Annotated in this window: 16 protein-coding genes and 2 riboswitches; of the genes, 5 read left to right on the forward strand and 11 right to left on the reverse strand. The window is 29.6% G+C overall.

Translation table 11 applies throughout. From position 1 onward, the window contains the following. Positions 1 to 45: 45 nt before the first annotated feature. Genes ABXT58_RS06930 through ABXT58_RS06940 form a run of 3 tightly spaced genes read left to right on the forward strand, consistent with a single transcriptional unit; the run spans position 46 to position 2,033 of the window. Positions 46 to 504 carry a hypothetical protein gene (locus tag ABXT58_RS06930; protein WP_415303927.1) on the forward strand — a complete coding sequence of 153 codons (459 nt, stop codon included), beginning with the start codon at positions 46 to 48 and terminating at the stop codon, positions 502 to 504. Next, positions 504 to 884 carry a phosphate-starvation-inducible PsiE family protein gene (locus ABXT58_RS06935; protein WP_415303928.1) on the forward strand — a complete coding sequence of 127 codons (381 nt, stop codon included), beginning with the start codon at positions 504 to 506 and terminating at the stop codon, positions 882 to 884. Before ABXT58_RS06930 ends, ABXT58_RS06935 begins: the two co-directional genes overlap by 1 nt. Before the next feature lie 6 nt (positions 885 to 890). Next, positions 891 to 2,033, forward strand: a complete 1,143-nt coding sequence (locus ABXT58_RS06940; protein ID WP_415303929.1) for an FAD-binding domain-containing protein — start codon at positions 891 to 893, stop codon at positions 2,031 to 2,033. Here the strand turns inward: ABXT58_RS06940 and ABXT58_RS06945 are convergent. The 10 genes from ABXT58_RS06945 to ABXT58_RS06990 all read right to left on the reverse strand — a co-directional run bounded on the left by ABXT58_RS06945 (position 2,030) and on the right by ABXT58_RS06990 (position 9,257). Further along, positions 2,030 to 2,638 carry a MarC family protein gene (locus ABXT58_RS06945; protein WP_415303930.1) on the reverse strand — a complete coding sequence of 203 codons (609 nt, stop codon included), beginning with the start codon at positions 2,636 to 2,638 and terminating at the stop codon, positions 2,030 to 2,032. The genes ABXT58_RS06940 and ABXT58_RS06945 overlap by 4 nt on opposite strands. Before the next feature lie 187 nt (positions 2,639 to 2,825). After that, positions 2,826 to 3,062: a GNAT family N-acetyltransferase gene (locus ABXT58_RS06950; protein ID WP_415303931.1), complete on the reverse strand. Its 237-nt coding sequence runs from the start codon at positions 3,060 to 3,062 to the stop codon at positions 2,826 to 2,828. 286 nt (positions 3,063 to 3,348) lie between these two features. Next, complete coding sequence (locus tag ABXT58_RS06955; protein ID WP_415303932.1) at positions 3,349 to 4,068, reverse strand: type 1 glutamine amidotransferase; 720 nt, start codon at positions 4,066 to 4,068, stop codon at positions 3,349 to 3,351. 113 nt (positions 4,069 to 4,181) lie between these two features. Then, a complete protein-coding gene (locus tag ABXT58_RS06960) occupies positions 4,182 to 4,736 on the reverse strand; it encodes an OsmC family protein (RefSeq protein WP_415303933.1) in 555 nt (184 codons plus the stop codon). A gap of 3 nt (positions 4,737 to 4,739) precedes the next feature. Beyond that, positions 4,740 to 4,804, reverse strand: a riboswitch (SAM riboswitch). A 3-nt stretch (positions 4,805 to 4,807) separates the two neighbouring features. Further along, positions 4,808 to 5,869, reverse strand: a complete 1,062-nt coding sequence (locus ABXT58_RS06965) for a homocysteine S-methyltransferase family protein (protein WP_415303934.1) — start codon at positions 5,867 to 5,869, stop codon at positions 4,808 to 4,810. Between the two features lie 75 nt (positions 5,870 to 5,944). Next, positions 5,945 to 6,009, reverse strand: a riboswitch (SAM riboswitch). Positions 6,010 to 6,139: 130 nt separating this feature from the next. Beyond that, positions 6,140 to 6,553 (reverse strand): YqaA family protein, encoded by a 414-nt coding sequence (locus tag ABXT58_RS06970; RefSeq protein ID WP_415303935.1) that lies wholly within the window; start codon positions 6,551 to 6,553, stop codon positions 6,140 to 6,142. Continuing rightward, positions 6,550 to 6,672 (reverse strand): DUF2256 domain-containing protein, encoded by a 123-nt coding sequence (locus tag ABXT58_RS06975; RefSeq protein ID WP_168606963.1) that lies wholly within the window; start codon positions 6,670 to 6,672, stop codon positions 6,550 to 6,552. Before ABXT58_RS06975 ends, ABXT58_RS06970 begins: the two co-directional genes overlap by 4 nt. A 3-nt stretch (positions 6,673 to 6,675) precedes the next feature. Further along, positions 6,676 to 7,371, reverse strand: coding sequence for an LrgB family protein (locus ABXT58_RS06980; protein WP_415303936.1), 696 nt, complete (start codon positions 7,369 to 7,371; stop codon positions 6,676 to 6,678). A 12-nt stretch (positions 7,372 to 7,383) separates the two neighbouring features. Continuing rightward, on the reverse strand, positions 7,384 to 7,764 hold the full coding sequence (locus ABXT58_RS06985) for a CidA/LrgA family protein (RefSeq protein WP_415303937.1): 381 nt from the start codon (positions 7,762 to 7,764) through the stop codon (positions 7,384 to 7,386). A gap of 2 nt (positions 7,765 to 7,766) precedes the next feature. Then, positions 7,767 to 9,257: a cryptochrome/photolyase family protein gene (locus ABXT58_RS06990; protein WP_415303938.1), complete on the reverse strand. Its 1,491-nt coding sequence runs from the start codon at positions 9,255 to 9,257 to the stop codon at positions 7,767 to 7,769. A 27-nt stretch (positions 9,258 to 9,284) separates the two neighbouring features. Here ABXT58_RS06990 and ABXT58_RS06995 point away from each other — a divergent pair, with 27 nt between their 5' ends. Both ABXT58_RS06995 and ABXT58_RS07000 read left to right on the forward strand, forming a co-directional pair. Next, positions 9,285 to 9,995, forward strand: coding sequence for an SDR family NAD(P)-dependent oxidoreductase (locus ABXT58_RS06995; protein ID WP_415303939.1), 711 nt, complete (start codon positions 9,285 to 9,287; stop codon positions 9,993 to 9,995). Continuing rightward, positions 9,970 to 11,061: a PQQ-dependent sugar dehydrogenase gene (locus ABXT58_RS07000; protein ID WP_415303940.1), complete on the forward strand. Its 1,092-nt coding sequence runs from the start codon at positions 9,970 to 9,972 to the stop codon at positions 11,059 to 11,061. The genes ABXT58_RS06995 and ABXT58_RS07000 overlap by 26 nt, the downstream gene beginning before the upstream one ends. A 2-nt stretch (positions 11,062 to 11,063) precedes the next feature. Here ABXT58_RS07000 and ABXT58_RS07005 read toward each other — a convergent pair whose 3' ends face one another. Then, entirely contained in the window at positions 11,064 to 12,116 is a 1,053-nt protein-coding gene (locus ABXT58_RS07005) for an MBL fold metallo-hydrolase (RefSeq protein WP_415303941.1), read from the reverse strand. Between the last annotated feature and the right edge of the window lie 28 nt (positions 12,117 to 12,144).

Consider the following 12,144-nt stretch of genomic DNA (forward strand, 5'->3'; position numbering starts at 1 on the left):
CACTTTATCCTTTGCCTTTAACGTATAAATATCTATTCTGGCTGTATGGAAGCACTAAAAAATTGGATGATAGATGCAGCAAATATTTTATTTGATGACAGTAAAAATGACTTAAGATCTTTGCCAAGATCTGTGAGATTGCAAATTTTATTAGTTCTAAGTTTCGTTTGGACAACAGTTTTTAGTCTATATATATTTTCCTATACAACATTTGCATTTGGTTGGGCTGGTCTCTACATTGCGCACATTGGTTTAATATTTGCAGTCTATATGACGTTCAAACATTTTCATAAAGCAGAGGCACAATCTAGTAGTGTATTCCAAACTAAAAATTTTGATCCATTTAAAATCATGGTTATTGTTTTTGTCATTGTATTTATCTTTGTATTTTCTAAAGGAATAGAGGTCTTAACTAGCCCCAACCCTAGCTCTTATGCAATCCCATATGATGGTCCATCAAAATCAGTGTTTGAAAAATGGCTACCATTTAGTAAAGATAAGTAATGGAAAAAATAGCAAAAATTTTACAGCTAGCATTAATGTGCATTATTTTAGTAAGCACTGTAATTGCTGTTGGTATGGAAATTAAAAATATGTTTCTAAATCAATCTGTAATGTTAGCAGATTTACTTTTAATGTTTCTTTATTTAGAAGTGCTAGCAATGGTTCGTGTTTTTTGGAACCAGCAATCAATCAGCATAACTTTACCTCTTTTAATTGCTATCACTGCCCTAGCTCGATTTATTATATTACAAGGGAAAGAGATGGATCCATCAGCATTAGTTTATGAAGCTGTAGCTATAGTTCTAATTGCATCCGCAATAGTTATTCTTAGATTAAGACATAGTGATAAATTGGGTCTAAAGAAAAGAAAATCTAAATAGTTTAAAATGATTTTTGAAGCTTCAAGGGCTAAAGCCGTTGATCAATTAAATAATTTCATTGCACAAAATCTTTCCGATTATTCAAAACTTAGAAATTTTGATTTTGGGCATGATAATATATCTAATATTTCTCGTTTATCCCCCTACATAACTCACGGAATAATTAATGAATTAGAAGTAATTGATAAATCCCTTAAAAAGTTTTCATTTGCAAAAAATGAAAAATTTATTCAGGAAGTTCTGTGGCGTGTTTATTGGAAAGGGTGGTTAGAATTAAGACCCAATGTTTGGTCAGATTACTTAATAGAATTAGGTAAGGTTAAAGATGAATTTAAAAACAATCAAAGTTATCTGGATGCAATTGAAGGAAAGACAAATGTAGATTGTTTTAATCAATGGGTAATTGAACTTAAAGAAAACAATTATCTTCATAACCACACGAGAATGTGGTTTGCAAGTATTTGGATTTTTACACTAGAATTACCATGGCAATTGGGTGCTGAGTTTTTTATGCAACATCTATATGATGGGGATTCTGCATCAAATACCCTTGGTTGGAGATGGGTAGCTGGAGTTCAAACTCAAGGCAAGCATTACCTTGCAAGTGAATGGAATATAAATAAATTTACTAATAATAGATTTAAAAAAATAAAACTTAATGAAAATGCCAACCCTATTTTCAGTAATAAAGTATATTCGGTTACCAATAATAGCTTTGAAAATTCTGAGATTTTAGAGGATAAAACTTTATTAATATTTGAAAATAATATGACATTTGAGTTTTCTGATTTTAAAGAACATAAATTTAAAAAAATTTTGTTAGTCTCAAATGATACAAATAGAACTATCAAATTAAGTAAAAAAGTGTTGAAATTTAAAGCTAATCTTTTAGAGGATCAAAAAATAAGATTAGAAGAAAAATCAATTAATTGTGAAACTGTCAATATTAATGATTTAAAAAATATTAGTGAAGATGTTTATGCCTTTTACCCAACCGTTGGTGAAAACTTGGATTTTATTCAAAATAATCAATTAAGAAATATTAAATTTTTATACAGAAAGTTAGATCAGTTTTCTTGGCAATATTGCAATAAAGGTTTTTTTAATTTTAAAAACTATATTCCAAAAATTATTGCTAATTTTAATTAAGCTAAAAAGGTTTTAATACCATCTAAAATATACTGCACACTTAATCCAACAAGAATAATAGCTACCACTCTTGAAATAACTCCAATTATTTTTTTATTTATTATCTTAGAAAATTTTGAAGCTATAAAAAAAATTATAAAAGTTAAAAATAAAACAGATACTAATGAAATCATTCCTGCAGTTTGGTTGGTAAAATTAGTTCCAATATCTGAAACAGAAACTATTACTGAAGTAATGGCAGCTGGTCCTGCAATAATAGGTGTTGCTAAAGGAAAAATACTAACGTTATCTGAATTAAGATCTATATCTTCTTCTTTCCTTTGTTGACGCTTGTCAAACAACATTTCTATTGCAATGATTAATAAAATTATTCCTCCACCAATTGTGAATGCTGGATAAGAAATATTTAAATAACTTAGTAATGCACTTCCAAGTAATGCAAAGAATAATAATATGATTGAAGCTATTATTGTTGCACTTAATGCTATTCTTATCTTTTTGTTTGTGTCCATATTTTGAGTAATACTTAAAAACAAAGGAGTGTTTCCCAATGGATCTATAACAATAAAATATAGAAAAAAGGTTTGAATAAAAATCTCTGACATCTGGTTTGTTTATCTCTTTAAAATGATATTACTATTTAAATTAAAATTTCAATTGTTTTATCTGCTTATAGTTTATGAAATTAGATGGTAATAAAAAATTTTTATAACCTACTTTTAACCTTTTCCATTCTTTATCTATAATTGAAAACCATGCCGAGTCTCTACTTCTGCTCTTAAATATAAACATTTACCTAAAAACGCCTTCAAATTTAAATCCTAATCTTATGGCTGCTTTTTTAGAAGCAGAGTTCAAATTATTACATTTCCACTCGTATCTTCTATTTCCTAGGGTTTCAAAAGCATTTTTCATCATTAAAAACATTGTTTCAGTTCCTTCAATTGAATTTTGTAAAAGAGGTGAGTAGTTTATGTGTCCTACTTCTATAGAACCATGGTCTGGCTCTATTCTCAAATAACTAGCCATCCCACAATATTGCTTATGTCTTTTTGAATAGATTACATAAAAAAATGGGTCACTATTTAATCAAAAAGTTTTTAACCAATGTTTAAATTTAGCATAATTTTTAAATGAACCATAAGGCAAGTAAGTCCATATAATATTTTTTTTATCTTTTGAATACTGAAAGTATAATTCTTTTGAATGCTTGGTAACTTTTAAAGGTTCAAGAATTATATACTTTCCAAATAATTTTTTTTCGTAGGTAGTTTTGCTTTTTTAAATTTTACCTTTGGTCCTAACTTTAATCTTTTCATAAAAGTTTTTTAAAATTATTATAAAGAATCTTAGAATAGTTATTCATATCTGCCATATTGTTTTTAGCTGCTTCATCAAATTTATTTAGGGCACCCTCACCTAATTGATCCTCAAGAGCCTTTTTATATTCAGGTACGCAGCCCCACTCATTAACTGTTGTGTCTTTAATCTCAATATGAAATTGAATTCCATAAGCATGATTTTGATATTTAAAAATTTGATATTTGGTTACTGGTGATGAGGCTAACAAAGTAACATCTTTATTATTATCTATTCCTTGCACCTCATAAGAATGCCACTGTAAACTTTTAATTTGCTCTGGAAATTTTGAAAATAAAATATCTTCATTTTTTTCTTTAGTAAAATTTATATCCATTATTCCAATTTCTGCTGGGTTAGATTTTATTACCTTACCACCCACAACTTCTCCTAATAACTGACAGCCTAAACAAAAACCTAGGTAGGGCTTCTTTAAATCAACTACAAATTCTTTAATTTTTTTTTTCTCATCAACTAACCAGGGATATTCCTGCTCCATAAAAGTGTCCATTGGACCACCCATACAAAACATTCCATCAAATTTACTTAGATCACTTGGAATTTTTTCACCTTCGTCCAACTCAATTGTGATTAGTTTAAATCCATCAGCCAACATAAGGTCTTTTATGTATCCAGGATCTTCAATTTTGATGTGCTGCAAGACAATTATATTCATTGCTAATTTATAGTATTTTAGAATGAGCTCTATAACAATATTTTAAGCATATAATTATGTAATTTAGCTACCTAAACTTAGTAAGAGTAGGTAACTAAATTTTACTACTTAATTTAAGCAACACTTGCTCTTTGTTCAGTTTGAACTGTATTAACAAAAGTGCTCGAAGTAACCTTTTGAAATAATTTAATAGGAACTCCTTTTGATAAAATATCTAAAACTGGACAATGTGTATTTACAGTATCAATCAATTTATCTATCTCAGCTTTTGTTGATGAAGATTTAATATCAACAATACCAGAAATAGATTGAAAGCCGGGTCTGGTATCTTTATTTAAAGCTAAAAAACCTTGAAGATCAAGCGTGCCTGTTAAATTAACACTGACACTATCAATATTAACACCTATTGCTGTAGCAAAAGCTTTATATGTTATTTCCTGGCACGTTGCTAAAGCTGCTAAAATCAACTCCACTGGACTGGGTCCTTCGTCTTTTCCACCAAAACTTTTGGGTTCATCCACTATCAATTTATGCTCTCTAAGAGTTACTACAGACTGAAGCCCCTCCTTAAGAATTGAGTTGCTTTCATATTGGACCACAGCATTTTTTGGGTTAGCTGTAAAATCCTTCTGTAGATTACTTATTGTTTCTTTTAGATTGTTACTCATTTTTTTCTCCTGTTTTAGTGCTTCGACATATGTCAGGCGCACAATTTAGTTAAATGCCCTTCTTAATTTATTTACGCTTTATCTCCGTATTCAGTCATATGTTTTGGAATTCTTTTATTTTTTCCATACATAAAATGATTTTCCATGTTCTCTCGGTATTTACTTGCTGGAACAGTTAAGCCAACTGACTCTGCAACTTCTCTAATCAACATTGGGTTTGCTCCACAGCATACTCCTAAATAATTAATACCCAGGGCATAAGCATCTTTTGCAAATTTACCTATTTCATATCTATTACAAAAGTGTGGGTCCAATGCTGTTGGAAACGTTCTTCCATGAGGAGATGGACACTCACAATTGCTTCTATCTGGTAGGTTAAAAAATGTTGGGTAATCTTCACTAGTTCTATAAGGAATAGGTAGTGCTCCAACATGACATTTAACTGCTTCTCTAATTGCTTTTAAAAAAGGAAACATCGTAGCTGGCCCCCTAAAACAATTTAAACCAACAACATCAGCTCCACGTTGTTCAAGTTCCTTGCAGGTATCAACAACAGATTTCCCATCTCTCATTTTATTTTCACCCATCGGAGATATGGTTAATACTGTTGGTAACCCAGTTTTTTTCATCACTTCTAAAGCTTTAAAAGCTTCTTCAGCATAATAAAAAGTTTCACCAATTAACATGTCAGCACCTTCCTCAACAGCCCAGCCAACCATTTCAGTAAACATTCCCTCAACTACTTTTTGAGATTCTTTATCATTGTGCTTCCAAATATTTGAGTTTGAAATATTGCCCGCCATCAAATTTGGTTTAGACTCTTTAGGTGTATCTAGTGCTACTTTTTTTGCAATTTTTAATGCTGAACGGTTTAGAGGTTCAAGAAGCTCTTCTTTGCCAATAACACGCATTTTTTCTCTATGTCCATTATAAGTAAAGGCCTCAATAATATCTGATCCTGCATGTTGAAATTCTCTATGTAAATTTTCAAGAACTTCTGGATGGTCCAAAGATACCATTGGAACAAATTCCCCTGATGACATGTACCCACGTCTTTCTATTTCAAATAAAAAACCTTCAGCACAAATTACAGGTCCTTTATCTAATCTTTCTGTTAATTTATTTTTTGTCATTTCTTTTCTCCAAATTATTAGAGAAAAGAAAATGAAAAACGTTAAACAAGAGGGTTATAAATTTAAACAATCTCTTTTCTCCTTTTTAGTGCTTAAGCAAATGCTGGGTGCACAATACAATTCAAATACCCGGTTCAAATTTGAGAAATTTCAAAAAAAACCACCTGTCTAAAGCGGTGGTTGAAATGTCGCTTTAGCAGGATTTATAACGCGCTCTGCAATTTAACTTAACTCAGCGCAACTACATATCACCACTTTTGTTTCTAACTGTCAAATGAAATAATAAATAAGAAGGTATCTACTAACTTTACCAATCGATACTAAAATTAAGAATTCTAAAAATTTAACCCTAAATAATCCTGCAGCTAATGTTAGCGGATCTCCAATAATAGGCACCCAGGCAAATAATAACGACCATTTACCAAATTTATCAAACCATTTTGAAGAGCTTTCAATTTGTCTACCTTTAAAGGGAAACCATTTTTTTGCAGTAAGATTTATTGAATAAAACCCTAAAGCCCAATTAACAACAGATCCTAAAACATTCCCAAAGCTTGCAACGATTAATAATAATAGATTATCATAATTTGATGTTGCAATTAATCCTGCTAATGTAAGTTCAGATGAAAATGGTAAAATGGTTGCAGCTAAAAAAGATATAGTAAATAAAGATAGATAAATCACTTCGAGCACTTCTTAGAACAATACTTTACCTTATCCCAATTTAACTTCCATTTCTTACGCCATGTAAAAGGTCTTTTACAAACAGGGCAAATTTTTGAGGGTAGATTTTCTTTTTTCACAAATTAAATAAGAAGCTTAATTATAATTAAAACAAAAAGTGAAGTTGCAATGCCACTTAGACCCATCGCTAGAGCAGCAAATACACCTGCTGTTTTATTTTTACTCATTGCTCTTGCTGTTCCAATGCCATGACTTGCCAAACCAAACGCAAAACCTCTGGCACTCATGTCTTTTATTTTGAAAACATTTAATAAAAAAGTTCCCAATGAAGCACCAATTATACCAGTAATTATTGTAATTATTGCAGTTAAAGACGGTATTCCTCCAATAAGCTCTGAGATACCCATTGCAATAGGAGCCGTCACATTTCTAGGTATCATTGTTAAAATCATCTCATTACTTAATCCAAAAAATTTTCCCAAATAAAAAGTAATTAAAATTGCAAAAGGTATTCCAAGACAAATTGAAAAAATAATTGGTTTAACTTCTTTTGTGATCAATTTTTTTTTTTCAAAAATTGGTATAGCCAAAGCAACTGTTGCTGGACCTAACATGAAGTGAATAAATTTTGCACCCTCAAAATATCTATCATAGGAGACATCTAAGAATAATAAAACTGAAGAAACAATTAAGATACTTATTGCAACAGGGTTTACCAATGGATTTAAATTAGATTTTTTATATAAATAATCACCTACTAAATATGCTCCTAGCGTTAGGGTGATCCAGAAAGAGGTTCTGCCTGCAAATATACCCAAATTTTATACAGTTTATCTTCTCTTGCCATTTTTCTTTTCTAGGTTAATTATTTTTTCCATAACGAATGCTGTGAATACTAAGGTAGTGAGCGTGCCAATAATTATTATACTAAAAATTTTGAATAAATTATCTCCTAGGTAATTTATATGCATTACAACCCCAACACCTATTGGAACAAATAATAATGATAAGTAGCTTATAATCTGATGGCTAGTTAAAGAAATTTCTTTAATTATTTTCTTAGATTGTTTAATGTTTTTAGAAAATAATATGAACGATAATAATAATAAAATTAAACCAATAACAGGTCCTGGAATATTTATTTCAAGAAATTTTTGAATAGCTTCACCTAAAAGTTGATAAAAAAAAATAATAAATAAGCTTTTTAACATTTTTAATTTGTATTTAATTTAATAAACTTGTCAGCTTCAGATAAAATCATTTTCTTTCTTTCATTTTTCATTTTATCAAAAACATAAACCATCATAGATAATCTAGGGTTCTTTAAAAAAAATTTTCTATTTTTATCTATAAATCTCCAGTACAGACCATCCATTGTATTGCACCATTCTCCTTTTTTAAAATCCATCATTTTCATAAAATAACTTGATCCGCAGATGTATGGTTTCGTTGCAAAAATACCTCCATCACTAAATAAGCCCATTCCATAAACATTGGGAACCATCACCCAGTCAGATGAATCCACAAACATCTCCATAAACCACTTGTAAACAATTGTTGGTTTCACCTCACAAAGGTTCATTATATTTGATAAAATCATCAATCTTTCAATATGATGCGACCAACCGTGGTTAACTGCATTTTTAATTGCATGATCTAATGGAGGCAAACCAGTTGTGCCCTCATACCAAGATTTTTTCATCGTTCTATTATGTTTAAAGAAATTTTTGGTTTCCATTTCATTAGAGTAACCTTGGTAAATTCCACGCATAAACTCTCTCCAGCCTATTATCTGACGAATATAACCTTCAAGTGAGTTCATTCTAATTTTGTGTTTTTTATGAAATTCTAAAATTTTTTGAATAATAATTTCAGGAGTTATCAATCCTAAATTAATGTATGGACTTAACGCACTATGAAATAAAATATTGTCTTTTTGATTAACGGCATCCTCATAGTCACCAAATAAATTTGATTTTTCTTTAATAAAAAAATCTAAAAGTTTAACCACATCATTATATTCTGTTGCTAACCAAAAATTATTTGTACTTCCGGGATGATCTTTAAATAATTTTTCAATAATTGGTTTTAATTTTTTAGTATGACTGGTTTCGTTAATTTTTGGAAATTTTGGTATTGATATATCTTTTGGTAATTTATTTCTATTATCTTCATCAAAACTCCATTTGCCTCCAATAGGGTTTCCATCAGCTCCCATTAATATTCCAGATTTTTTACGAACCTCCTTATAAAATGTTGCCATAAAAGGTTTTTTTGATTTTGCTAAATAACTTTTAAACTCATCTCTTGAGTTTAAAAACATTGGAGTTTGAACAATATTCCAGTTAATTTTTTCTTTTTTTAAAAATTGCAAAATTTTCTTTTCAAAAAATTTATCTTCGACCTCAAAGCTTGAAATTTCAGTAATTTTTTTTTTATCAATGATAATCTTTAATTTCTTAAAATAAGTATCTTTAAAATCCTTGTCCTCAATTTTAGAATATTCAACTTTGTATTTATTTGCCTTAAGCATATCCGCATATGACCTCATAGAAGATAGAAATAGCAGTATCTTTTGCTTATGATGCTTTTCATAAGTACATAGTTCATAGTCTTCTGCCATGTAAAAAGAGTGGTCCTTTTTGAAGCGGTCTACGTATTTTAATGGAAATAATTGATTGCCAAGTATAAAAAACAATTTCATAGTTAAATATAACTAAATAAAAATTATATGTCAGAAAAATATCTTATTTTTGGTGCGACAGGTTCTGTAGGCTCTAGCTTAGCTGAACAATTAAAAAATTCAGGTAATGATGTTCATCTAGTTGCAAGAAATGAAAGTGAAGTTAAAGTAATTGCAGAAAAGTTGGGTTGCTCTTATACGGTTGCTGATGTTTTAGAAGATGGGTTTATAGAAAAAGTAAAATCAGATATTAATGAAATTAAGGGTATTGCTTACTGTGTGGGCTCTATTGATTTAAAACCATTAAGAATGGTTACTGAGGCTGATATGAATAAATGTATGAAACTAAACCTTTATTCGGCTATTGAAGCTATAAAAGGATTTCAAGAAACTTTAAAAAAGAATAAAGGTTCAGTAGTTTTATTTTCTACTGTTGCCGCTCAAAGAGGTTTTACTAATCACACAATTATTGCATCTGCAAAGGCTGCTGTTGAAGGATTGACCGTTACACTGGCTGCTGAGTTTGCTCCACATATTAGAGTAAATTGTATTGCACCAAGTTTATCAAAATCTAAAATCGCAGAACCAATGTTAAAAAATCCTGCAATTGCAGAAGGAATTGCTAAAGCTCATCCTCTTAAAAGATTGGGTGAAGGAAAAGATTCCGCAGCGCTCGCTAAATTTTTAATTACCGAAGAGAGTTCTTGGATTACTGGACAGATAATAGCTGTTGATGGTGGTAGATCAAAACTTTCTTAAAGTGAAAAAATATTTTTTATTAATAATTTTTTTTCTTTTATTTGCTTCAAAAAGCTATTCCAATAATTATACATTCACTAAAATAATAGAGCTAGATGAACCTTGGGGATCATCATTTATTAATAATAATGAAATCATTATTACTGAAAAAAGTGGAAAAATTAAAGTTGTTAATGTTGTTTCAAAAAAAGTTACAGAGATTAAACATAATCTTAATTTTTTAGAAGTCGGCCAAGGTGGATTATTAGATATTATTTACCAAGATAATACTCTGTGGATTTCTTATTCAGAAGATAGAGGAAATTCAAAAACAAGTACATCAATTGCAAAAGCACAATTAAATAAACAAGAATTAGATTTTAAAAATATTTTTCAAGCAAACCCTCCTATAGATTCTGGTTATCATTTTGGTTCAAGATTAGCGATTAAGGATGATTATATTTATGCCTCAGCTGGTGAAAGAGGCCAGGGTATGATTGCTCAAGATCCTACAAAACATCCTGGTAGTATTATTAGAATTCATACTGACGGTAGTATTCCAAAAGATAATCCAAAATTTGAAAGTAAGAAAAACTGGTTACCTGAAATTTATCAAATAGGCGTTCGTAATCCACAAGGTTTAACACTCTCCGATTATGATGGAAAAATATATTTAAGTAATCATGGAGCAAGAGGTGGCGATTGGTTTGGAGAGGCAAAAAAAGGAGAAAATTATGGATGGAAAATTTTAGGCTGGGGTGGAAAAAATTACTCAGGAACAAAGATTGGTCCCAAATGGAAACCAGGTTTTACTAAAGCTATTCAATATTGGGTACCTTCCATAGCTACTAGTGCTATTACAATTTACAAAGGAAATGAATTTAAAGAATGGAATGGGCATGCGCTGGTTACTTCTTTAAAAGATAAATCTTTAAGAAAATTAATATTTAATGATCTAACTAATGTGAAAGAAGATCTTATATTCAAAAATAATGTTGGAAGAATAAGAGATATTCAAGTTCATCCATCCAATGGTAAAATATTTTTCTTAAGTGAAAATGCTTTATGGTTAATGGAAAAAAAATAACCTTAATTTGATAATATATTTTTTAAAGAGTTTATCTCTCCAATTTTAAAAATAATTGCATCTTCTTTGTTAAAACCATATTTTTCTGCACTAGCTTTAAATCGTACAGGTGGTTCCATAATGGGCTCTAGAGATAAAACAAAAGTTCCCCAGTGTGTTCCCATAACCTTTTTACTTCTTAAATCTTTTGCTACATTTAAAGCTTCTTCTGGCGTTGTGTGATAAATCGATTTATCAAACATTGGCTTAAAGTCATAAGCTCCAATATTAATCATTGTTAAATCAATTGGACCATATTTTTCACCTAATTCTTTATAAATATTTCCATAACCAGTATCACAAGCAAATAAGATTTTTTTACCCTTATATTCAATTAAGAAATTACCCCAGAGCGTTTTATTCATATCTGTTAAGCTTCTTTTAGACCAATGAATAGCTGGGAGTAATGTTACTTTTAAATCCTCATTAACTTTAATTTCTTCGTACCAATCCATTTCCTTTACATTGTTAAATCTGTTTTTTGTAAAATATTTTCCAAGATTTAGAGGGGTTAAAACTTTTGTATCTTTAAACGGATACTTTCTAATAGTTCCCATATCTTGATGATCATAATGATTATGTGTTAATAATAATAAATCAGTCTTTGGAATTTCATTTAAATTTAAAGCAGGCTCAGTAAATCTATCTGGGCCAAAAATTAAAGGTCCTGCATTTTTTGAAAACACTGGATCTGTTATAATCGTTGTATCTCCTAACTTAATTAAGTATGTAGCATGACCAATCCAAGCAATATAATCTTCATTTTTATACTTTTCTAAATCAGATAAAACTTTCTCTTTAGCTACAACATGTTCTTTTGGAACGTTCATGTCTATTTTCTTTTTTAATTTAATGAATTGTGTGTATGAAAACTTGGCTTGACTAGTTCTAACTGGTGATCCTTCTGGATTTCTAAAAGTTCCATCTAGTAAATGATGATAAGGTTTTTTTTCCATAGCAATTATTGAAGAGTTATAAATAATAATTGAGAATAAGAAAATTAAAAATTTTATCATTTATGTTGTTTCTTTTAATTAAATTTTT

The sequence above is a fragment of the Candidatus Pelagibacter sp. Uisw_090 genome (assembly GCF_047717845.1).
Taxonomy (GTDB): Bacteria; Pseudomonadota; Alphaproteobacteria; order Pelagibacterales; family Pelagibacteraceae; genus Pelagibacter.